Here is a 21,062-nt window from a genome sequence, read left to right on the forward strand (position 1 = left end):
TGCCAGTTCTGGCGCATAAGGGCGCTCTTAGCGGGGAGAGCGCCCTTATGCGCCAGATCTGGCCGAAAAGGGGCTAGGGGCGAGTGAAGGAGACGTCGCCCGCGAGCGGCACGAGCTCGACCCACGAGTTGCCCGGCGCGAGGCGCACCGTGACCCCGTGCTCGTCGAGCAGGCGGATCGGCGCCGTCATCGACGCCTTCGACCACGTCACCGGGATCGTCGCGCCCCCCGTGGAGACCCAGCCCTCGCCGGAGCCGATGAGCTGCGTCGTGGGAATGTCCTGGATGACCTGCACGGGCACGCGCAGGGTCACCACGTTCACGGCGCTGAGCGGCGCGCCGCTGCTGTCGGTATCGAGCGCACCGCCGGTCATGTAGCGCAGCCAGCGCTCCGAGTCGGCGTTCCACGACCAGGCCGGGCTCGACGCGGAGCCGAATCGCAGCGAAATCCGCTCCGTCGGGGCCCCCTCCTTCGTCGCGGTGGCGCCCGCGATGCTCTCCGCGAAGGCGAACAGCTGCGGGGGTGCTGCGCGATCGCGGTGCTGCGCAATCACCTGCGGAGCGCGGACGAGCACGTTGTGGGGGGAGATCGCGTTGTCTCCGCGGAAGAACGTGTCCTCCGTATCCGCCTGCCCGTGGATCGCGTTGTAGACGGGAGTGTCGAGCATCATCTGCACGAAGCGGAACTGCCCGCCCGAGTAGGCGACGATGCCGCCCAGGGGCGAGATGATGTCGGGGTCCATCGGGCGGATCGACCGCACGGGCCCGATCGTGTCGGGAACATCGGAGTGCCACACCGCCACATAGCGGGTCAGGCCGCCCTCCACGAGTTCCTCAAACACGATATCGGTGCGCTCCAGCCCGACCTGCGGGCGCGCCGCCGGGTGATTGTCGACCTTGGCGGCGAGCGAGGGTGCCGTGAGTGCGCCGACCTCGATCTGCTCGCCGGTGAGCGGGGCGAGCGCGTAAGGCTCCGGCTCCTCGAAGACCGGCACGTACTCGGGCTCAGCGGACGGTACGGGAAGCCCGCGCTCGACGGCGCATCCGCTGACGAGCACGAACGCCGCGAGCACGCCGACACTGGCCGTCCAGCGACCGCGGGCGCGCATCCTCATGGCGACAGCGTAACCGTGGGTGCGGAGAGGCCGACGCAGGCTCCCTCCTGACGCGCCGTCAGAGGACGGTGACGCCTTCAGCCTGCGGGCCCTTCGAGCCCGTGCCGACCTCGAAGCTCACCACCTGGCCCTCTTCGAGAACCTTGTAGCCGGGCATGTCGATCGCGGAATAGTGAACGAAGACGTCCTGCTCGCCTCCCTCGATCGTGATGAAGCCGAAGCCCTTCTCGGCGTTGAACCACTTGACGGTTCCCTTGGTCATGCGGTGACTCCTTGGTGTGCGTGACCAGATGGTAACCACGCCAGCGCCGGCGTCACCAGAGCACGCGCGCACTCTTCACAGAGCCGAAACGTCGGCGTAACGCCGCCTCGGGATGCCCAGGGCCGGGCTTCAGCCGCGCTCGGCGTAGTCCGCGCCGAGCACCACAGTGACCGCGGCACCGGGGAAGGCGTCGGAGAGCTCGATGTCCGCCACGCCCAACAGCTGGGCGATGCCGCGAGCCAGGCCCTCGTTGGCCGGGTCGGAGTAGTAGACGACGGTCTCGGGAATGTCGTCCTGCGCGGCGTTGGTCGTCGTGCCGACGGGCCAGCCCGCATCGGAGAGTTCGGTGCCGCCCTGGGCGGCGAGGCCCGCGACGGGGGTTGCGTTGAGGATGGTGATGGTGAAGCCACTCGGCAGCTCAACGGTCGTCGGGTCCAGCACAGGCTCCGCTGTGGGAGTGGCCGTGGGCGTCGGCTCTGGGGTCGGCGTAGCCTCCGGCTCGGTGAAGCCGGGAATCTCGAACGTCACGCTGTCGCTCACGAGGGACAGGCTGTACAGGCCGGCGACGACGAGCGCGCCGCTCGCGAGCAGAGCCCAGGCCACGGCGATCCAGCCGCGACCAGGGCGACGCGGTGCCCGGTGCGCGCCGACTCGCCCGAAGGATGCAGGCACGTCATCGAAGCGATCGGGGTCGTACTCGGCCATCGTGAAGCCTTTCGGCTGAGGTGGGGGGGCGGGTCAGGCGGCGCCGGTTGACGAGGTGCGCCGCGTGCGGCGCTGCAGGGAGCGCTGCTGCCGCACCTCCCGCAGCCGACCGACCAGCACGGGGTCGTAGCGCGCGGCGAGGTCGGTGTCGATCACGGCGTTCAGCACCTGATAGTAGCGGGCCGCGCTCCAACCGAAGTCGCGCCGGATGCGCAACTCCTTCGCGCCGCTGTGCCCCCACCACTCGCGCTCGAACTCGAGTACGCGGCGCGCGGGCTCGTCGAGGGCGTCGGATCGGGCATCCATATCGCCAGCCTAGGAGCCTCCTTATGGATGCAGCGACGGCACGCCCGCGGTCGGGCAGGCGCTCAGCCAACACGGTTAGGGTTACCTCACTCGATCGGCGTCGCCCTCAGCGCGCCCCAGCCCCGTTTCGGACTCCCATGGCCTCCCTGCTTGCTCGTGCGCTCGCGCCCCTGCTGTGTCTCGCGGTGCTCACGGCCTGCACGACCGGGGCGGCGGACCCCACGGCCGAGTCCCCGACGTCGGCTCCTCCACGAGTTGCCCTCTCCGAGCTGGACGCGCTCGAGAACCCCCGGGACTACCGAGGGCCGTCCACCGCAGTGCTCGAGACCGCAGCGATCACACCCGTCACCGACGCGCCTGCTCAGCAGCTGCCGGCGACCGTGGTGTCTCGTGATCTGGCGGGCGATGTCGAGGTGACGGTGGACGACACGAGCCGCATCCTGCCGCTCGACATTGCGGGCTCGATCGCGTCGACCGTGTTCGCGCTCGGATTCGGCGACTCGGTGATCGGGCGAGACATCTCCACGACCTTCCCCGAGGCCGCGAATCTCCCCGTGGTCACGAGCAGCGGCCACGCGATCAACAGCGAGTCGGTGCTCGCGCTGCGCCCCAGCGTCGTGATCACCGACGGCACGATCGGTCCGACCGACGTCGTCGTGCAGCTGCGCGACGCGGGGGTCACGGTCGTCTACGTGGATGCTGAGCCGGGGCTCGGCGCCCCTGCCGAGCTCGCCCGGCAGGTCGCCGCCGCGCTCGGCGCGCCCGAGGTGGGTGAGCTGCTCGCCGGCCAGCTCGATGCCGAGATCGCGGCAGTCGTCGACGAGATCGCTGCTCTGGCGCCGGTGGCGACTGCCGATCGAGTGCGCATCCTCTTCCTGTACCTTCGCGGCGCCTCGCGCATCTACTACCTGTTCGGCGAGGAGTCGGGAGCCGACGAGCTCATCGAGGGGGTCGGAGGCATCGACGTCGCCGGTGAGATTGGATGGCAGGGGTTGCGGCCCATGACCGACGAGGCGCTCATCGCTGCCGACCCCGACCTCATCCTCGTTATGACCGACGGGCTCGAGAGCGTCGGCGGGGTCGACGGCCTCCTCGCGACGAAGCCCGCGATCGCTCTGACGCGAGCGGGTGAGAACCGCCGCTTCGTCGACATGGCGGACGGCGAGATCCTGAGCTTCGGGCCACGCACGCCCCTCATGCTGGATGCCCTCGCGCGGGCGATCTACGCCCCTGAGTCCTGAGGCCGCACTCCGCCAGCCCAGCGATCGATGCGCTGGCCGTGCGGTGACACGATGGCCGCGGCGCGGCCGTCGACGCTGAGGATGAAGTCGTTCTCGGATCCTGGCAGGAGCGCGTCGGCGCTCCTGCCTATCCGCTCCAGAACCCGACGGCCGTCGAGCGAGATCCAGTGCCCCGGCATCGCGGTCACGAGATCGTGGAACCGCTCTCGGCGCCCCGGGTCGAGGTAGACGAGCACGGCAGGGCTCCAGACGACGAGCGTCGCGTCACCCGGTGCCTGCGCGGCGAGCGCCGGCAGACCGTCGAGAGCGTCGCCCGCGACAAGCCGAGGCGGCTCGCGGTGCGCGATCGCCATGGCCTGGTCGAGCTGCCGCGCGCGGTCGCGCTCCTCCGGCCAGACGAGCGTGCGCAGCCAGCGCTCCGCCTCCACGTCGCCCCAGCGCAGCGGCTGGCGGTCGAGTCCCGCACGCCACACGATGCGGGGCAGGTGCGAGGGCACGGGTACACCCTGCCCGAGAGCGCACCGCAGCTCGAGTTCGGCCGGGCCGTCCTCCGGGTCGAGGCGGTGCAGCTCGCCCGCCCGCTCGAAGACGTGACTGTAGCGGTCGGGCAGGAGCGTGAGGCCCGCCGACGCTCCGACCTCGAGGAGCGCCACCGGCCCCGGGATGCCCTGCAGAGCCGCGACGAGCGGGCCGGTGCGACGGGGGTCGTTGGTCTGCGTCGTGCGCTCTCGAGCGATGCGGGCGACCGCTGCCCCGTTCTCTCGCAGCCACGGCACCACGCTCTCGTGCGGCAGCAGGCCCGCGAAACGCGCGGCGGTGAGCACGAGAACAGGTTGACGGCTCGCCACCGGCAGCTCGTCGATGAGTGCCAGGCTCGCCTCGTCATCGGCGAGCGCCTGCGCCCAGGCCGCGTAGACCGGCGATCGGGGTGCCGCCTCCTGGGCGAAGCGCCGGAAGCGCTCGGCGGTCGTGCTCACGCCGTGCGGCCGCGACGGCGACGCGACAGCAGAATCCCCGCCGTTGTGAGACCGGCGACGGCGAGGAGGATGCCCCCGGCGCTCAGGGCGATGCCGACCCACGGCGGGCCGTCGATCGCGGCGAGATCGGCCTCGACTTCCGCCGCGCACGCAGCGTCGAGCGGGGCGACAATCGTGATCGGGTCCAGCGGCTCCCCCGCCGGGTAGGTGCCGAAGGCCTCCGCGCCGTCCTCGGTGAGAGCGGCATCGATGCCCTGGAGGGTCAGCACGCCGTCCTCCAGCGTCCTGGTCGCCGACGTCGGGTCGAGCGCCGCGAATTCGACTCCCTGCGCCGCGACCTCGACGCCGTCCTGGGTGGTGCCGACGACATCCAGCACGAGCATCCCCGTCGTGGCGTCCGCAAGCACCACACGGGGCGTGCTGACGGTCGTGTCGAGGATGCCGCCGTGACCCGTGAAGCGAGCGCTTCCGGCGAAGGCCAGCTCCGCCGCCGCGCCCGAGGCAACCGCCCCCGAGCCCCCGCCGAACGTGAACGAGGGCGTCTCGTAGGATGCACCGTCGGCCACCTGCCACTGACCGTTGGCGATCGAGCCGCTCACGTAGGCGCGAAAGCTCTCCTTGAAGCCCCACTCGAGCCGAGCATCCTGCACCGCGCACTGGTCCAGGGTGGCAGCGGTGGCGCTGGATGCACCGGCACCGACCACCGCACCGACCACAGCGCAGGCCAGGCCCACGGTCGCGACGAAGGCCAGTGCGGCAGTGGCGAATCGGCGGCGGACGGGACGGAGCACGGGTGACCCTTCTGGGCGGTTGGCAGAGGTGCGCGTATGACGACGGCGAGCGTTGCGGGCGCGTGACCGAACGGCACGCCACGGGCCAGGCTAGCCGTCGCACCTACGAGGCGGCTATGCGGTCGCCGCACGGTACATGGACACGTGCGGGATGCCCGCCTCGACGTACTCGTCGCCGTACGGCTCGAAGCCGAACCCGGCGTACAGCGGCTGGATGTAGCTCTGCGCGTGAAGCGCCAACGGCTCGTGGCCGTGGCGCTCGATGACGTGCTCGATCAGGCGGCGCGCCAGCCCGTGCCCGCGGCGGTCGGCGCGGGTGACGACGCGGCCGATGAGGCGCCGCGCATCCCGATTGCCCTCCTGCGGCTGCGCGTCGACGATGACGCGCAGGTAGGCGGCCGCACCGCGATCATCGGAGATCCAGACGTGCTCGGTGGTCTCCTCACGGTCCCGCTCGTCGAGTTCCTCCTCGTCGATGCGCTGCTCGAGGAAGAACACCTCGGTGCGCAGCCGAGCGATCTCGAAGAACTCGTCGCGGCTCAGCTCGCCCCATGTTCGCTGGATCGGGGAGGAGTCGGGCACGAATGCGAGTTTAATGGGGTGCAGACCAACCGCCCGAGGGAGGGCGAGAAGCGGGGAACCCATGAGCGACGACACGAGCGCGCACGACGAGCAGACCTACGCCGTGCAGAAGACTGAGGACGAGTGGCGCGCTGAGCTGGGTGAGGAGCGCTACCAGGTGCTGCGCCAGGCCGGCACCGAGCGTGCGTGGACGGGAGAGCTGCTCGACGAGAGCCGCAGCGGCATCTACACATGCGGCGCCTGCGGCGCCGAGCTCTTCCAGGCAGGCACGAAGTTCGACTCGGGCTGCGGCTGGCCGAGCTTCTACGAGTCGGTGCGGCCCGACGCGGTCGAGCTGCTCGAAGACACGTCACTGGGCATGACCCGCACCGAGGTGCGCTGCGCGGCCTGCGGCTCGCACCTGGGCCACGTGTTCCCCGACGGCTTCGGCACCCCGACGGGCGACCGCTACTGCATGAACTCGCTCGCGCTCGGCTTCACGGCCGACGAGGAGTAGGCCCAGCAGGGCCCGGCGCGGGTGACGTCGCGAGCAGAGTGCGCGGCCGCCGCCAGCGGTCGAGCGTCGCCACGACGATGCCCACCGCGGTGAGCACGACGGCCGCGATCGTCTGAGGCTGCAGCGCCGGGCCGATCGCGGCGACGGAGTCGAACACGACCGCCGCCATGAGCTGGCCGAGCACGAGGCACATGCCGAGCAACAGAACGCCGACGCGTGCGACCGCGGCCGCCTGGATCGCGATGAACACGACGCCGACAGCGCCTCCCGCGTAGAGGTACGCCTCGGTCGGCGGCTGCTGGGGCAGACCGTTAACGGCGAGGCTGATGACGGTCACGACGAGGAGCGCGGCCGTACCGACCGTAAAGTTCACGAGCGTCGCCGCGAGCGGCGAGCCGCTCACCTGCCGCACACGGCCGTTCATCGCCTGCTGCATACCCGCGCCGACTCCTGCGAGCAGCGGAAGGATGAGCGCCGGCCACGGGATGCTCCCGCCCAGGTCGCCCGCCACGGCAACGACTACGGCGAGCACCGTGAGTGCCGCGCCGCCCAGGCGCGCGAGCGTCGGAGGTGTCACGCGCGCGCCGGCGAAACCCCGGGCATCTGCGACCATTCCCGTCACCGTCTGGCCCGAGACGAGCGCGACGGTGAAGATCGCCACCCCGAGGATGCCCGCCACGAGGCCCTGCGAGAGCACGAAGAAGCCACCGGCCGCACCGCCGAGCAGCATCCACCAGGGCAGCTCGCCGGCGCGCAACGCCGTAGGGATGCGCCGCACCGCATCACGACCGCGCCGGGTCGACAGCACGATCACGAGGAGCAGCACCCAGCCGGAGGAGAAGGAGACGAGCGCCGCGGTGAAGCCGTCGTCGAAGCGCTGCCCGAGCTCGCCGTTGACGCGCGACTGCGTTGCGACGCCCACGCCGGCGAGCACCGTGGCGGCGACGGCGAGCGCCGTGCGCCATCGCGAGGAAGGTTGCTCAGTCATCGGCCACAGCATGCCACGAACGTCGGCCGTCGACGTGCGCGTCCGCCTCCGCTAGTCCTGCCTGACCACTCCATCTCGGTGGATGATGACGTTCGCACCGTCTGCCGCCGCCTGCAGCGTGCGCAGCTCCAGAAGAGTCGGATGCTCGGCAAGCAGCTTGGCGGTGTTCGCCAGACTCCGCATTGCCGCGGCCTCGGTGCGGGCGCGCTCGAGCTCGGCCAGACCGCGTTGACGCGCGAGAGCGGTCTCAGCGATCGCCTCTCGCACCTCTGCGGGCAGAGTGATGTCCTTGAGCCTGATGCCTGTCACCGTGGCTCCCAGCGTGCTGATGCCTTCAGCCAACTCCTCGTCGACTCCCTCGAGCAACGTGCTGCGGCTTCCCGCGATCGAGGCGAGCTCCCGGCTCGCCACTCGATCGCGCAAGGCGACCTGAAGCTCCGAGTAAATCGACTCGTAGGGCGACGCCGACGCGAACAACCACGCACGCGGGTCGGCGATCTGTGCGGTCGCCACGAGCGAGAGCCTCACCTGGACGCCGTCGGCGGTCAAGACTTCCTGCGGGGGGATGGTGAGCAACCGGGGCCGCAGATCCAGCACATGCCACGTCGAGCGCCGAGCACGGCGATGACGCCCCGGCCCGACAGTAGCGGTGTGCACCCCGTCTCGGATCACCACCGCGGTCGCCCAGGGCGCGACGTCCACCCAGCGGCCGCGCGCGACGATGGAGGGGTCGTGAGACTGAAAACTCCACGACATGGGGACCTCTTCTCCTGGACGACGTGCCCGCGCTCGGCGACCTCGCGGGGGCGGGGCTGCTCTCGCAGGCGAACCGACGATGCAACCGCAGAGCCACCGCGATTCTTCTCCGAAGAGAGCCGGCGCGGACACGCCTATACGGACTCGAACCGCTTGACCAAATGGTGTGTTCCTCAGACACGAGCTGCTCGCCGGAACCTCAGAGCAACTGCCCCTAGCCGGCTTGTGTGAGAGCGACCGTCACAGCGTAAGGTGCTCCGCACCCCGGGTCAACACAGCCTGCGCCTCGGGAATCGAACCCCGCGATGCGTCAGCATCGGCGCACCAGGATCGACCACTGTGGAAGAACTGGCTTACGGGCCGCCTCCGGGAATCGAACCCGGGACCTATTCATTACGAGTGAATCGCTCTGCCGACTGAGCTAAGGCGGCGTGACCCGGTTCCACCGGGCACGGCTCACGAGTTTATCCCATCGCGCGGGCGACCGCGCACACGCGTCAGCCGTTGCAGACGGGGTCGCTCGTGGGCACCTCGCCGGTCAGCAGGTACCTATCGACGAGGCTGTTGATGCACGGGTCGCCCTCGTCGTAGGCGATGTGGCCCTCCCCGACGTAGGTGATGAGCACGCCGCTCTCGAGCTGCTCGGCGAGCGCCTCCGCCCATGCGTACGGGGTCGCAGGGTCTCCCGTCGTGCCGATGACGAGGATCGGGGGTGCACCGACGCCACGCACCGGCTCCAGGTCTCCGTCGAAGGGGTACGGCCAGTTGGCGCAGATGACGTCGCCGAGCGGTGACGGGTCGGCCGTGGTCGGCGCGACCTCGCGGATTCGCTCGTTCTGCGCGGCGATGACGTCGCGGTCGGTCTCGACCGGGTAGTCGAGGCAGTTGATGGCGATGAACGCTTCGAGCGAGTTGTCGACGTAGCGCCCACCCTCGCGGCCGTAGTAGAAGTCGGCGAGCAGGAATCCCGTGGCGACCTCACCGGTGCGCAGCTCGCTGAACATCTCGCTCAGGAAGCTCCATGAGCCTTCGTCGTAGAGAGCTGTCGCGATCGCGATGTCGAGCACAGCTCCGTCGAAGAAGCGGCCGTCCTCCGCCTCGATCGGCGACTCGTCCAGACGGTCGTACAGCTCTCGGATGAGCTGGAGGCTCTCGTCGACGCCGCCCGTGAACGGGCACTCGCCGAGGCCCGGGCACGCAGCGAGGTAGGCCTTCAGGGCCTCCTCGAACCCCTCAGACTGCGCGAGGACGACCTCGAAGGTCGTCGTGGTCGGATCGGTGGCGCCGTCGAGAACGAGGCGACCGACCTTCTGCGGGTATCGATCGGCGTAGCGCGCGCCGATCTCGGTGCCGTAGGAGTAGCCGAAGTAGTGGAGCGTCTCGTCGCCGACGATGGCGCGCAGGAGGTCCAGATCCTGCACCGTGCTCTCGGTGTCGACGAATTCGAGGAGCGGCCCGGTGTTCTGCTCGCACGCCGCGATGAAGTCGAGGGACGCGGCGACGACCTCGTCCTCCCATTCGGGTGTTCCCGGCTCGTAGTCGGGGATTCCGTAGATGAAGTCGTCCTGCTCGCTCGTCTCGGTGTAGCAGGTCACGGCGCTCGACCGGCCCACCCCCCGAGGGTCCCAGCCGACGATGTCGAACTGCTCGCGCAGCTCGGCGCTCACCGCGAAGTCGACGCTGTCGCGCACGAAGTCGAATCCGGAGGCACCGGGCCCTCCCGGGTTGAGGAACAGCGACGCCTGCGCAGAGCCGCTCGTCGCCGGATGGCGAACGAGGGCGAGCTCGACGTCCTCCCCCTCCCCCGGGTTCTGCCAGTCGAGGGGGGCGAGCGCCGTGGAGCACTGCGCGCCGCCGCCGCAATCCCGCCAGGCGAGGATCTGCGTGTAGTACGGGCGCAGCTCGTCGGCGACCTGCTCTCCCGTGGGCGTCGAGGTGTCGCCACCCCCGAGCACGGTCGCGAGCCACGGCGGCACGCAGCCGCTGAGCAGCAGCACGGGGATGAGAACGAGGCTGGCGAGAAGGGGGCGTCGCGTCACGGGTGCGAGCCTAGTGCGGGAACCCTGCCGCTGGCCGCGACCATCATGGCTTCGAGCGCGAGAGCGGGCGGCGTGTTGGCGGCGACGCGACGACGTGCGAGGGCGATCGCGTCCATCGCGCCGAGGGCCGCCGGGGGGCTGAGAGTCTGCGCCGCGCGCTCCACTGCAGGCCGCAGGGACTCGTTGACGAGCTCGAGCCCCGCGCCCAGCTGCACGAGCAGGATGTCGCGGTAGAGCGAGAGCAGGTCGACGAGCACACGGTCGACACCGTCGCGCACCGAGCGCGTCGCGCGCCGCTTCTGGTCCTCCTCGAGGTTCTTGAGGGTCGAGCGCAGGGCGGGCGGCACGGTGCCGCCCGGCTCGACGCCGAGCTGCCGGAGTGCTGTCTCGCGCTCCTGGGCCTCCCGCTCGACCGTGAAGGCCTTCGCATCCTCCGTGGCGATCGCGACGAGTTGCTCGGCAGCGAGCACGGCCCCGCTCACCGAGGTCACGCCAAGGGCGAGCTCGAGGCTGCGGGTGCGGCGGGCACGGGCATCCGGATCGGTCGCCAGGCGCAGCGCCATGCCGATGTGGGTCTGCGCCTCACGGGCTGCCTGCTCGGCGAGCGGGGCGGCGACGCCGTCGCGCCGCACGAGCAGATCGGCGACCTCGGCGACGCTCGGCACCCGCAGGCGCACGGTGCGCACGCGCGAGCGGATGGTGGGGATGAGGTCGGCGGCACTCGGGGCGCAGAGGATCCACACGGTGCGCGGCGGCGGCTCCTCAAGGGCTTTCAGGAGCACATTGGAGGTGCGCTCGGTCATGCGGTCGGCGTCCTCGATGACGATCACGCGGTAGGAGGCGACGGAGGGCGAGAACTGGCTCTGCGCGACGAGCTGCCGCACCTCCTCGATCGAGATGATCACACGCTCGGTGGCCAGTACGGCGAGGTCGGGGTGGGTGCGCGCGGCCACCTGCGCCTCGGTCGCCGCGATCGCGGTCGGGTCGGGCGAGAGCCCGCTGAGCAGCGCCGTCGCGAAGGCGTAGGCGAGATTGGAGCGCCCCGAGCCGGGGGGCCCGGTGATGAGCCACGAGTGCGTCATCGACTCGGGGTCGGCGGCGGCCTCCTGGAGGGCCCGGATCGCCGCCTCCTGGCCGGTCAGCTCGTCCCAGGCGCTCATGCGGCCACTCTAGGCGAGCAGGGACGACACCCGGTCGCGGATGCTCTGCTGCAGCTCGTCGACCGGGCGGGTCGCATCGAGCACGAGGAACCGCTCGGGCTCGGCCTCGGCGAGCCCGAGGTATGCGGCCCGCACCCGCTCGTGGAAGTCGGCCTCTTCCGCCTCGAGGCGGTCGTAGCGGGTGCGGCTCTCGGTGAGGCGGGCGCGGCCGACGGCCGGGTCGAGGTCGAGCAGCACCGTGAGGTCGGGCAGCAGCCCTTCGGTGGCCCACAGGGAGAGATCGCGCACCTCGTGCGCGGCGAGCACCCGCCCCGCGCCCTGGTAGGCGACGGAGGAGTCGAGGTATCGGTCTTGGATGACGACGTCACCGCGGTCGAGCGCAGGGCGCACGACGGTGGCGATGTGGTGCGCCCGGTCTGCGGCGTAGAGCAGCGCTTCGGCGCGCGGCGCGATGAACCCCCGGCGGTGCAGCACGATCTCGCGCAACTCGAGACCCAGGTCGGTTCCCCCGGGTTCGCGGGACTGCACGACCGTGCGCCCCTGCTGCTCGAGCCACGCGGTGAGGGCACCCATCTGGGTGCTCTTGCCGGAGCCGTCACCGCCTTCGAGTGTCAGGAAGAGCCCGGTCATGCGATGCGGCTCACTTCTTCTTCGGTGCACTCTTCGGCGCCGAGGTCTTCGCCGCCGAGGTCTTCGTGGCCGGGGTCTTCTTTGCCGATGTCTTCCTTGCCGCGGTCTTCTTCGTCGCGGCCGAGCCGCGCTTGGCGGGCTTCTTGGTGGGACCCTTGGCGCGCTTGTCGGCGATGAGCTGCACGGCGCGGTCGAAGTCGACCTCCATCGGGTCCTCGCCGCGCGGCACGGTCGCGTTGGTCTCGCCGTCGGTCACGTAGGGTCCGAAGCGGCCGTCCTTGAGTTTGATCGGCTTGCCGCTGACCGGGTCGGCGTCGAACTCCTTGAGCGCGCTGGAGGCCTTACGGGCGCCGTACTTCGGCTCAGCGAACTTGGCGAGGGCTCCGGCGAGGTCGATGTCGAAAATCTGGGCCTCCTCGTCGAGCGAGCGCGAGTCGGTGCCCTTCTTGAGGTACGGGCCGTAGCGGCCGTTCTGCGCCGTGATGGGCTCGCCGCTCTCCGGGTCCTCCCCCACGACCCGCGGCAGGTCGAGCAGGCGCAGGGCGGTGGCGAGGTCGACTGTCTCGGGGTCCATGTCCTTGAAGAGGGATGCGGTGCGCGGCTTCTCGGCCGCCTTCTTCTTGGGTGCCGCCTTCCTCTTCGGAGCAGCCTCGAGTACTTCGCCGGTGGCGGGGTCGACGGCGGGCTCCGCGGGCGCGGACTCGGCGGACTCCTCCGGCTCGGGGTCGACCTCGGTGACGTAAGGGCCGAATCGACCCGTCTTGGCGACGACGTTCTTGCCCGTCTCAGGGTTCAGACCGAGCACGCGATCGCCGATCACGGGTGCGTCGGCGAGTTCCTGGGCTTTCGCAGCGGTGAGCTCGTCGGGGGCGAGCTCCTCGGGAATGTTGACGCGGCGGGGCGCCTCGCCGCCCTCGTCGAGCTCGAGGTAGGGGCCGTACTTGCCGATGCGCAGGGTGATGGTGTCGGTGAGCGGCATCGAGTTCAGCGCCTTGGCGTCGATCTCGCCGAGGTTGTCGATGACGGGTCGGAGGCCGGGCTGGTGGTCGTCACCGAAATAGAAGCCCTTGAGCCACTCTGTGCGGTCGGCCTCGCCGTTGGCGATGCGGTCGAGGTCGGCCTCCATCTCAGCGGTGAAGTCGTACTCGACGAGGTCGGCGAAGTTCTCCTCGAGCAGTCGCACGACCGAGAAGGCTATCCAATTGGGCACGAGGGCCGAGCCGCGAGGGGTGACGTAGCCGCGGTCGACGATCGTGGAGATGATGGCGGCGTAGGTCGACGGGCGGCCGATGCCGCGCTCCTCGAGCGCCTTGACGAGGCTCGCCTCGGTGTATCGCGGGGGCGGGCTCGTCTCGTGCCCCTTGGGCTCGACGTCCACGACGCTGAGCGACTGGCCGACCTCGAGCGGCGGAAGCTTCGACTCCGTCGGCTCGGTGCGCTCGTCAGCGTTGCGCTCCTCGTCGCGGCTCTCCTCATAAGCGGCGAGGAAGCCGCGAAAGGTGATGACCGTGCCGCTCGCCGCGAACTCGGCGATGACGCCAGCGGGGGTCGCGCTCTGCGGCGTGGGTCCCGCGTGGATGGTGACGGAGGCGGTCTGCCCGCGCGCATCCGCCATCTGGCTCGCGACGGTGCGCTTCCAGATGAGGTCGTAGAGCTTCCAGTCATTGCCGCGCAGGGTGCCCTCGAGCTCGCTGGGCGTGCGGAAGACGTCGCCGGCGGGCCGCACGGCCTCGTGGGCCTCCTGGGCGTTCTTCGACTTGCCAGCGTAGGTGCGGGGCTTCTCGGGGATGCTGTCGGCGCCGTACAGCTGCGTGGCCTGCGCGCGCGCCGCGTCGACGGCCTGCTGGGAGAGCGTCACCGAGTCGGTGCGCATGTAGGTGATGTAGCCGTTCTCATAGAGCGACTGCGCGACCGACATCGTCTGGCGGGCGGTGAACCGCAGCTTGCGGCCGGCTTCCTGCTGCAGCGTCGAGGTGGTGAAGGGCGCAGCCGGCCGCCTCGTGTACGGCTTCGACTCGACGTTCGCCACGGTGACGGCGAGGTCCGGGTCGCGCAGAGCGGCTGCGAGCGAGGTTGTCGTGGCCTCGTCGAGGGCGACGGTGTCGGCCGACTTGAGCTCGCCGCGGTCGGTGAAGTCGCGACCCGTCGCGACCTTCTTGCCGTCGAGCCTGCCGAGCCGGGCCGTGAAGGGTGTATCACCGCCGGAGGGAGCCAGAGTCGTGTCGAGATCCCAGTAGTTCGCGGTGACGAAGGCGAGGCGCTCGCGTTCGCGGTCGACCACGAGCCGGGTTGCCGCTGACTGCACTCGTCCCGCGCTGAGCCCGGGGCCGACCTTGCGCCACAGTACGGGGCTGACCTCGTAGCCGTAGAGGCGGTCGAGGATGCGCCGGGTCTCCTGGGCGTCGACGAGGGCGGTGTCGAGATCGCGCGTGGCGTCGACGGCGCGCTGGATCGCTTCGGAGGTGATCTCGTGGAAGACCATGCGCTTGACGGGAACCTTCGGCTTGAGCACTTCGAGCAGATGCCACGCGATGGCCTCCCCTTCGCGGTCCTCATCCGTGGCGAGCCACAGCTCGTCGGCGCCCTTGAGCGCCCGCTTCAGATCGGCGACGGTCTTCTTCTTCGCGTCGGAGACCACGTAGTAGGGCTCGAAGCCGTTCTCGACGTCGATCGAGAACTTGCCGAGTGGGCCCTTCTTGAGCTCGGGCGGCAGGTTCTTGGGCTCGATGAGGTCGCGGATGTGCCCGACCGAGGCCTGCACCTCGTAGTCGTCGCCGAGGTACTTGCCGATCGTCTTCGCCTTGGCGGGCGACTCGACGATGACCAGCTTCTTGGCTCCTGACACGGTGCTCCTCTTTACTGTCGCTCTCGATGCCGCGGGGATGGGTTCCGCGCCGCGGCGGGCCGCGCGGCGAGACGCCGCGGTCAGGCACACCATACACAGGGTGCGCGAGTGCGCACCTCACGAGCACCGGGAGGCCCTGCTCGTGCCGACCGCTCGACCGCGAGGCCGAATACGGGCACCCGCACCGTGACGACCATGCTGAATCCCTGGGGGCGGCAGGCCGCGAGCTCCGCGCCGTGCGCCCGCGCGACGCGCTCGGCGGTCGCGCACGGATCACCCGAGATCCACCCGAGCATGACGTCCGCCGCCGCGAGAGCGGCGGCATCCGCGGCGGCCCCCGCACGCTGAGCTCCGACGACGGCGCTCGCGGCTCCGACGAGGGTGAGCCCCGCGATCACCACAGCGGCGAGAACGCCGACCACGAGCGGCGTACCCGCGCCTCGGTCTGCCGCACGCCCCGTCCAGCGCCTCACCACCCTCCGTCCAGCGCGCACGAGGAGGCGCTGATCTCGATCGGCACGCCCAGAACCCGGGGGGTGGAGCGGGCCTCGACGCAGACCAGCCCGCTGCGTCGAGTGACGGCCATCGTCGCGCCGGGCACCGCCTGCTGCACGTACGGCTGCCCCAGCTGCTCGCCCCGGCCCAGCAGTCGCGCGGTCTCCGCTGCCGCCGACTGCAGGCGCACGAGCTCGGTCGCGGCGAGAAGGCCCCCGAGGCAGGCGACGAGCACCAGGGCCACGACGGGAAGGGCGACCGCGACCTCCGCTGTGACGGCCCCGCGGTCGTCTCTCACCCGACGGTCAGCGCGGTGCGCACGAGGTCGGTGAGGATGCCGCGAACCTCGTCGCTCTGCATGATCACGACGAGCAGGCTGGCGAAGGCGACAGCGGCCATGGTGGCGATCGCGTACTCGGCAGTCGCGGCTCCCCGATCATCGGCGAACCGCGGGAGACGGACGCGACGAGTCGGCTGCGGTATGCGGTGCTCGGCGCGCAGTCGCGGGAACGGGAGGGTCGTGCTCATGGTGTGCTCCTTGGGCGATCGTGCCCGCCGAAGGCGGGCGTTCCAGTGGCACGAACCCGCTCAGTCTGCGGCGCCGGACGCGCAGCCTGCACCGCCAGCACCCGTCAGGGCAGAGCCATCGTCACGACGACGCTGTGGAGGAGAGCAGCCCGAGCAGGAGCGGCACGATGCCGAGCAGCACGAACGACGGCAGGATGCACGCCCCCAGCGGAAGCATGAGGCGCACGGCGAGCGTCTCCGCGCCCCTGCGTGCACTCGCGCGCGCATCGGCGCGACGCTCCACGGCCTCCGCGCGGCACAGCGCACCCAGGGGCGCCCCTGACGACCGTGAGAGCCGCACGAGCGACCTCGCGGCGCTCGTCTCCGCCTCATCGACCGCGAGCGAGGCTCGGTCGAGCTCAGCGGTCACGAGCGCGAAGGCCGACTCGGGGGAGCCCCCACCGCCGGCAGCGACGACGAGGAGGTCGAGAGCGAGCCCCGCCGTGGGCGGCGGTGGCGCAGCCGCCCTCAGCAGCCGGCGCATCCACTGCCGTGCCAGCACCAGGAGGCCCATCCCCAGCACGGTGCTCGCGAGGCCGAGCGGCTGGGCGAGGGTACCGAGCAGGTCGACGCCGAGCAGGAGGGCGAGCATGATCGCGCAGGCAGGCAGTGCGAGCACGATGCGCGCCGTGGCCCGAGGTCCGGCGAGAGCGATCTCGATATCGCGGACCGCCTCTTGCCGATCGCGGATCGATCCCGCGAACGCCGTGAGCGCCGGTGCGAGCGCCGCGCCGCTCGCGGTCGCCACCCGCCACGCGGCCAGAATTCCGGCCCAGGACGCGTCCTCCTCCGGTGCCGCGCGCTGGAGGGCGAGCGCCGCATCCGGAGCTCGCTCGAGCTCGACGACCACGCGGTCGAGGGTCTCGTCGTGACTCTCTGCTGCCACATGGCGCCACGCGGAGACCGGCGAGATTCCCGCGGACATCAGCACCGCAAGACGGTGCACGTGCGCGGCGAGACTCGCGGGCGATGACGCAGTCACCCGGCATCCTCCAGCGGGACGATCGCCAGCCGCTCGCGTGCGTCGAGCGTGAACCTGCCCAGAGCTGCCGTGCGCTCACCCGTGGCAGCGCGGCGCACGTGCACGGCCACGTCGATGCCGCTGCACACCTGCCGGGCGAGAGGCTCGGGCGCGAGCCCCGCGATCATGCCGATCGCCTCGAGGCGGCTGGGCACGTCGGCGAGGGAGTTGGCGTGCAGGGTTCCGGCTCCCCCTCGATGACCGGTGTTGAGCGCGGCGAGGAACTCGCGCACCTCGGCCCCGCGGCACTCGCCCACGGCGAGCCTGTCGGGCCGCATCCGCAGCGCCTCCCTGACGAGTCGAGCAAGATCGACTTCGCCCGCCCCCTCCAGATTGGCCTGCCGGCATTCCAGGGCGACCAGGTGCGGATGCTCCACAGGAGCCTCGGCGACGTCCTCGATGAGCACGATGCGGTCGTGCGGCGGGGCCTCCGAGAGCCAGGCAGCCATGAGCGTTGTCTTGCCGCTGCCGGTGGCGCCCGTGATGAGCAGCGTGTGGCGCTGCTCGAGGGCCGCGCGCAGGGTCGAGATGACCTCCGCTGGTAAGCCGCAGCCATCCAGTGTGACGCGACGCACCCGCGGCAGGCGCAGCGATATCGCCGTGCCGGCTCGGGCGATCGGTGGCAGCACGACGTGCACGCGCATACCCTCGCCCAGCCGCACGTCGGCCGTCGGAGTCGCCTCGTCCACGTGCCGGCCGCCGAGGGCGATGAGGCGCACAGCAAGATCTCGCGCTTCGGACGGTGCTAGGCGTACCCCCGGCACACGTGTGCTGCCGGAGCCGTCGTCGCGCCACACCGTGCCATCACCCGTGACGAACACGTCGGTCGCGCGCGCGTCGGCGGCGGCCGCGGCGAGCGGCCCGAGGGCGCCGGCGAGGTTCGGCGGCAGTGAGCGGATGTCAGCGCCCTCACCCTCGCGGCGGGGATCGCGGGGCACGAACGAGGTCACCGGGGAATCGTGGACTGCGGTCATCGAGGATGCCCGCGCGAACGATGCGACGGGGAGAAAGGCCGAAGGCCCCTCCGTGGGGAGGGGCCTTCGGGTGGTTCGGGGGCGGCGCCCACAATGGGGGGAAGCGGGCGCCGCCACAGCAACACGGGATTGGGGGGAATCGATCGCGTTGCGAGGTCAGGCTTGCTACTGACAGAGCCCAGTGTATGCCAGCGCATCGAACGGTCAAGCGTTTCGGGGCACTTATGTGTCCTCCAAAGGGCGGACATTCAGAAATGTCCCCCGACGGGGTACGAAAACCTTCCTCGCGTCGGTTCGTGACGCGCTCTCTCGCGCACCTCGAGCATCCTCGTATGATGGCCGGTGTTCCTCACCGGTGCGGCAGACCAGGCCAGTCCGCAGACTATCGACCCTCAAGGATGATGATGTCCAGCACCTCGATCGACAGCCTTCTGCACGAGAAGCGCCGCTTCGCCCCCGACCCCGCTTTCGCCGCGAACGCGGTCGCCAGACCCGAACTCTACGAGCGCGCCGCCGACGATCGGCTCGCCTTCTGGGCCGAGCAGGCGCGCGACCTCGTGCACTGGCACAAGCCCTTCACGGAGACGCTCGACTGGTCGAACGCCCCCGTCGCCCGCTGGTTCGCCGACGGTGAGCTCAACGTGGCCTACAACTGCCTCGATCGGCACGTGCTCGCCGGCCACGGCGACCGCGTGGCGATCCACTGGGAAGGCGAGCCCGGCGACACGCGCAGCCTGACCTACACCGAGCTGACTGTCGAGGTGAAGCGCGCCGCCAACCTGCTCGCGAGCCTCGGCGTGCGCCAGGGCGATCGAGTGGCCATCTACCTTCCGGTGATTCCGGAGGCCGTCATCGCCATGCTCGCGGTCGCGCGGCTCGGCGCCGTGCACTCGGTCGTCTTCGGTGGCTTCGCGGCCGAGAGCCTGCGCGCCCGTATCGACGACGCGGGCGCCAAGCTGGTCATCACTGCCGACGGCGCCCACCGCAAAGGCAAGGTGCTGCCGCTCAAGCCCGCCGTCGACGCCGCCCTCGCGACCGGCGAGTCGACCGTGGAGAAGGTGCTCGTCGTGCGACGCGGCGAGAACGACATCGACTGGTCGGCGGGGCGCGACCTGTGGTGGCACGACGAGATCGCGCCCATGAGCGACGAGCACGACGCGCGCGGTTTCGAGGCCGAGAACCCGCTGTTCATCCTCTACACCTCGGGAACGACCGGCAAGCCCAAGGGCATTCTGCACACCTCCGGGGGCTACCTCACGCAGGTCGCCTTCACGCACAGGAACGTGTTCGACCTCAAGCCCGAGAGCGATGTCTACTGGTGCACCGCCGACGTCGGTTGGATCACGGGGCACAGCTATGTCGTCTATGGCCCACTCGCGAACGGCGCTACCCAGCTGCTGTACGAAGGAACACCCGACACGCCCCACCCTGGCCGGTGGTGGGAGCTCATCGAGAAGTACCGCGTGAGCATCTTCTATACCGCCCCGACGGCGATTCGGTCATTCATGAAGCTCGGCCGCGAGATTCCGCGGAAGTTCGACCTGTCGAGCCTGCGCCTGCTCGGCTCGGTCGGCGAGCCCATCAACCCCGAGGCGTGGGTCTGGTACCGCGAGATCATCGGCGGAGGCACCGCACCCATCGTTGACACGTGGTGGCAGACCGAGACGGGCGCGATCATGATCAGCGCGCTGCCCGGCATCACCACGACCAAGCCCGGCGCGGCCCAGGTGCCTTTGCCGGGGATCTCGGTGGACGTTCTCGACGAGGAGGGCGCGCACGTCGGCAAGGAGGCCGGAGGGCTACTCGTGCTCACCCAGCCGTGGCCGAGCATGCTGCGCGGCATCTGGGGCGACGAGCAGCGCTACCGGGACACGTACTGGTCGAAGTTCGAGAACGTCTACTTCGCTGGCGATGGCGCCCACCTCGACGAGGACGGCGACGTCTGGCTGCTGGGGCGCGTCGACGACGTCATGAACATCTCCGGGCACCGACTGTCGACGATGGAGATCGAGTCGGCGCTCGTCTCCCACGAGCTCACTGCCGAGGCCGCCGTCGTCGGAGCGCACGACGATACGACCGGTCAGGCGGTCGTCGCCTTCGTGATCCTCAAGAAACGCCTGGCGAGCACCGTTACGCCGCAAGAGGCGAGCGACCTGCTGCGGGCGCACGTCGCCGAGCAGATCGGCGCGATCGCGCGACCGCGTCAGGTGTTCGTCGTCGAGGAGCTGCCCAAGACCCGCTCAGGCAAGATCATGCGGCGGCTGCTGCAGGATGTCGCGGAGGGGCGCGAGGTGGGCGACACCACCACGCTCACCGACACGAGCGTCATCCGCATCATCTCCGACACCATGAAGTAGTCGGCTCGCACCGGTTCAGACACTCCTCACGAGAAGAGTCGTGCGAGGTGTCTGAAGCGGTGCGAGGAGGGCGACCCCTCGGCGGGGCTAGGCGAACTCGAGGATGAGCTCGACCTCGACCGGGGCATCCAGCGGCAGGACGGCGACGCCGACCGCGCTGCGCGCATGCTGCCCCGCCTCGCCGAAGATCTCGCCAAGAACGACGGAGGCTCCGTTGAGCACGGTCGGCTGGCCTGTGAAGTCGGGCGCCGACGCGACGAAGCCGGTCACCTTGACGATGCGCGTCACTCGATCAAGCGAGCCGATGACGCTCTGTGCGGCCGCGAGAGCGTTGAGCACGCAGGTGCGTGCATAGCCGGCGGCGTCCTCCGCGCTCACGTCCGCACCGACCTTGCCGGTCGCCTGCAGGGCGCCGTCGACGAACGGCAACTGCCCCGCCGTGTGCACGAGGTGGCCGGTCACGACGGCGGGCACGTAAGCAGCGACGGGCTTCGCCAGCTGCGGGATGCTGATGCCGAGCTCGGCCAGGCGCGCGTCGATGCCGCTCACGCCGCGCCGCTGGCGAGGGGACGCTTGAAGTACGCGACGAGCCCGCCCTCCGGACCGGGGACGATCTGCACCAGCTCCCAGCCTTCCGAACCCCAGTTGTTGAGGATCGCCTGGGTGGTGTGGATCATGAGCGGAGTCGTGAGGTACTCCCATTGCGTCATCTCGGTCTCCGTTCAGGGTTAAGGGGGGCGAGTTGCCGTACCCTCA

At 70.4% G+C, this 21,062-nt stretch carries 23 protein-coding genes and 1 tRNA gene; 3 read left to right on the top strand and 21 right to left on the bottom strand.

What is annotated here, in order from left to right:
• Positions 1-73: 73 nt before the first annotated feature.
• The 4 genes from RJQ01_RS00045 to RJQ01_RS00060 all read right to left on the bottom strand — a co-directional run bounded on the left by RJQ01_RS00045 (position 74) and on the right by RJQ01_RS00060 (position 2,387).
• Positions 74-1,114 (bottom strand): DUF3048 domain-containing protein, encoded by a 1,041-nt coding sequence (locus RJQ01_RS00045; protein WP_350474649.1) that lies wholly within the window; start codon positions 1,112-1,114, stop codon positions 74-76.
• Positions 1,115-1,172: 58 nt separating this feature from the next.
• Positions 1,173-1,376 carry a cold-shock protein gene (locus RJQ01_RS00050; protein WP_350474650.1) on the bottom strand — a complete coding sequence of 68 codons (204 nt, stop codon included), beginning with the start codon at positions 1,374-1,376 and terminating at the stop codon, positions 1,173-1,175.
• A gap of 129 nt (positions 1,377-1,505) precedes the next feature.
• Positions 1,506-2,081, bottom strand: a complete 576-nt coding sequence (locus tag RJQ01_RS00055; protein WP_350474651.1) for a LytR C-terminal domain-containing protein — start codon at positions 2,079-2,081, stop codon at positions 1,506-1,508.
• A 33-nt stretch (positions 2,082-2,114) separates the two neighbouring features.
• On the bottom strand, positions 2,115-2,387 hold the full coding sequence (locus tag RJQ01_RS00060; RefSeq protein ID WP_350474652.1) for a DUF3263 domain-containing protein: 273 nt from the start codon (positions 2,385-2,387) through the stop codon (positions 2,115-2,117).
• 137 nt (positions 2,388-2,524) lie between these two features.
• Here RJQ01_RS00060 and RJQ01_RS00065 point away from each other — a divergent pair, with 137 nt between their 5' ends.
• Positions 2,525-3,628: a heme/hemin ABC transporter substrate-binding protein gene (locus RJQ01_RS00065; RefSeq protein WP_350474653.1), complete on the top strand. Its 1,104-nt coding sequence runs from the start codon at positions 2,525-2,527 to the stop codon at positions 3,626-3,628.
• Here RJQ01_RS00065 and RJQ01_RS00070 read toward each other — a convergent pair.
• From RJQ01_RS00070 to RJQ01_RS00080, 3 genes are all read right to left on the bottom strand, one after another.
• Positions 3,610-4,605 (bottom strand): DUF2332 family protein, encoded by a 996-nt coding sequence (locus RJQ01_RS00070; RefSeq protein ID WP_350474654.1) that lies wholly within the window; start codon positions 4,603-4,605, stop codon positions 3,610-3,612. The two genes, RJQ01_RS00065 and RJQ01_RS00070, sit on opposite strands and share 19 nt — an antisense overlap.
• Positions 4,602-5,396 carry an HtaA domain-containing protein gene (locus tag RJQ01_RS00075; protein ID WP_350474655.1) on the bottom strand — a complete coding sequence of 265 codons (795 nt, stop codon included), beginning with the start codon at positions 5,394-5,396 and terminating at the stop codon, positions 4,602-4,604. Before RJQ01_RS00075 ends, RJQ01_RS00070 begins: the two co-directional genes overlap by 4 nt.
• A gap of 114 nt (positions 5,397-5,510) precedes the next feature.
• Positions 5,511-5,978, bottom strand: coding sequence for a GNAT family N-acetyltransferase (locus tag RJQ01_RS00080; protein ID WP_350474656.1), 468 nt, complete (start codon positions 5,976-5,978; stop codon positions 5,511-5,513).
• A 61-nt stretch (positions 5,979-6,039) separates the two neighbouring features.
• On the opposite strand from RJQ01_RS00080, the gene msrB reads away from it, so the two are divergent.
• Positions 6,040-6,474 (top strand): peptide-methionine (R)-S-oxide reductase MsrB, encoded by a 435-nt coding sequence (gene msrB / locus RJQ01_RS00085; protein ID WP_350474657.1) that lies wholly within the window; start codon positions 6,040-6,042, stop codon positions 6,472-6,474.
• Here the strand turns inward: msrB and RJQ01_RS00090 are convergent.
• From RJQ01_RS00090 to RJQ01_RS00145, 12 genes are all read right to left on the bottom strand, one after another.
• Complete coding sequence (locus tag RJQ01_RS00090; RefSeq protein WP_350474658.1) at positions 6,455-7,462, bottom strand: DMT family transporter; 1,008 nt, start codon at positions 7,460-7,462, stop codon at positions 6,455-6,457. The genes msrB and RJQ01_RS00090 overlap by 20 nt on opposite strands.
• Positions 7,463-7,513: 51 nt before the next feature.
• Complete coding sequence (locus RJQ01_RS00095) at positions 7,514-8,218, bottom strand: slipin family protein (protein ID WP_350474659.1); 705 nt, start codon at positions 8,216-8,218, stop codon at positions 7,514-7,516.
• A 358-nt stretch (positions 8,219-8,576) separates the two neighbouring features.
• A tRNA-Thr gene (locus RJQ01_RS00100) sits at positions 8,577-8,649 on the bottom strand.
• A gap of 66 nt (positions 8,650-8,715) precedes the next feature.
• Positions 8,716-10,257 carry an alpha/beta fold hydrolase gene (locus RJQ01_RS00105; RefSeq protein WP_350474660.1) on the bottom strand — a complete coding sequence of 514 codons (1,542 nt, stop codon included), beginning with the start codon at positions 10,255-10,257 and terminating at the stop codon, positions 8,716-8,718.
• Complete coding sequence (locus RJQ01_RS00110) at positions 10,254-11,417, bottom strand: DNA polymerase III subunit delta' (protein WP_350474661.1); 1,164 nt, start codon at positions 11,415-11,417, stop codon at positions 10,254-10,256. The genes RJQ01_RS00105 and RJQ01_RS00110 overlap by 4 nt, the downstream gene beginning before the upstream one ends.
• A gap of 9 nt (positions 11,418-11,426) precedes the next feature.
• On the bottom strand, positions 11,427-12,047 hold the full coding sequence (gene tmk / locus RJQ01_RS00115; protein ID WP_350474662.1) for a dTMP kinase: 621 nt from the start codon (positions 12,045-12,047) through the stop codon (positions 11,427-11,429).
• Positions 12,048-12,057: 10 nt separating this feature from the next.
• On the bottom strand, positions 12,058-14,892 hold the full coding sequence (topA, locus tag RJQ01_RS00120; protein ID WP_350474663.1) for a type I DNA topoisomerase: 2,835 nt from the start codon (positions 14,890-14,892) through the stop codon (positions 12,058-12,060).
• Between the two features lie 80 nt (positions 14,893-14,972).
• Positions 14,973-15,365, bottom strand: a complete 393-nt coding sequence (locus tag RJQ01_RS00125) for an Rv3654c family TadE-like protein (protein WP_350474664.1) — start codon at positions 15,363-15,365, stop codon at positions 14,973-14,975.
• The gene (locus RJQ01_RS00130; protein ID WP_350474665.1) at positions 15,362-15,685 is read right to left on the bottom strand and encodes a TadE family type IV pilus minor pilin; all 324 of its coding nucleotides are present in this window, start codon (positions 15,683-15,685) and stop codon (positions 15,362-15,364) included. Before RJQ01_RS00130 ends, RJQ01_RS00125 begins: the two co-directional genes overlap by 4 nt.
• On the bottom strand, positions 15,682-15,915 hold the full coding sequence (locus RJQ01_RS00135) for a DUF4244 domain-containing protein (protein WP_350474666.1): 234 nt from the start codon (positions 15,913-15,915) through the stop codon (positions 15,682-15,684). The genes RJQ01_RS00130 and RJQ01_RS00135 overlap by 4 nt, the downstream gene beginning before the upstream one ends.
• A 121-nt stretch (positions 15,916-16,036) precedes the next feature.
• Entirely contained in the window at positions 16,037-16,936 is a 900-nt protein-coding gene (locus tag RJQ01_RS00140; protein WP_350474667.1) for a type II secretion system F family protein, read from the bottom strand.
• Complete coding sequence (locus RJQ01_RS00145; RefSeq protein ID WP_350474668.1) at positions 16,933-17,925, bottom strand: TadA family conjugal transfer-associated ATPase; 993 nt, start codon at positions 17,923-17,925, stop codon at positions 16,933-16,935. Before RJQ01_RS00145 ends, RJQ01_RS00140 begins: the two co-directional genes overlap by 4 nt.
• A 428-nt stretch (positions 17,926-18,353) precedes the next feature.
• On the opposite strand from RJQ01_RS00145, the gene acs reads away from it, so the two are divergent.
• Positions 18,354-20,306, top strand: coding sequence for an acetate--CoA ligase (acs, locus tag RJQ01_RS00150; RefSeq protein ID WP_350474669.1), 1,953 nt, complete (start codon positions 18,354-18,356; stop codon positions 20,304-20,306).
• 87 nt (positions 20,307-20,393) lie between these two features.
• Here acs and RJQ01_RS00155 read toward each other — a convergent pair whose 3' ends face one another.
• Positions 20,394-20,855 (bottom strand): RidA family protein, encoded by a 462-nt coding sequence (locus tag RJQ01_RS00155; RefSeq protein ID WP_350474670.1) that lies wholly within the window; start codon positions 20,853-20,855, stop codon positions 20,394-20,396.
• Positions 20,852-21,016, bottom strand: a complete 165-nt coding sequence (sp36, locus tag RJQ01_RS00160) for a Sp36 family protein (RefSeq protein ID WP_350474671.1) — start codon at positions 21,014-21,016, stop codon at positions 20,852-20,854. The genes RJQ01_RS00155 and sp36 overlap by 4 nt, the downstream gene beginning before the upstream one ends.
• Positions 21,017-21,062 lie beyond the last annotated feature (46 nt).

The sequence above is a fragment of the Microcella sp. genome (assembly GCF_040286215.1).
GTDB lineage: Bacteria > Actinomycetota > Actinomycetes > Actinomycetales > Microbacteriaceae > Microcella.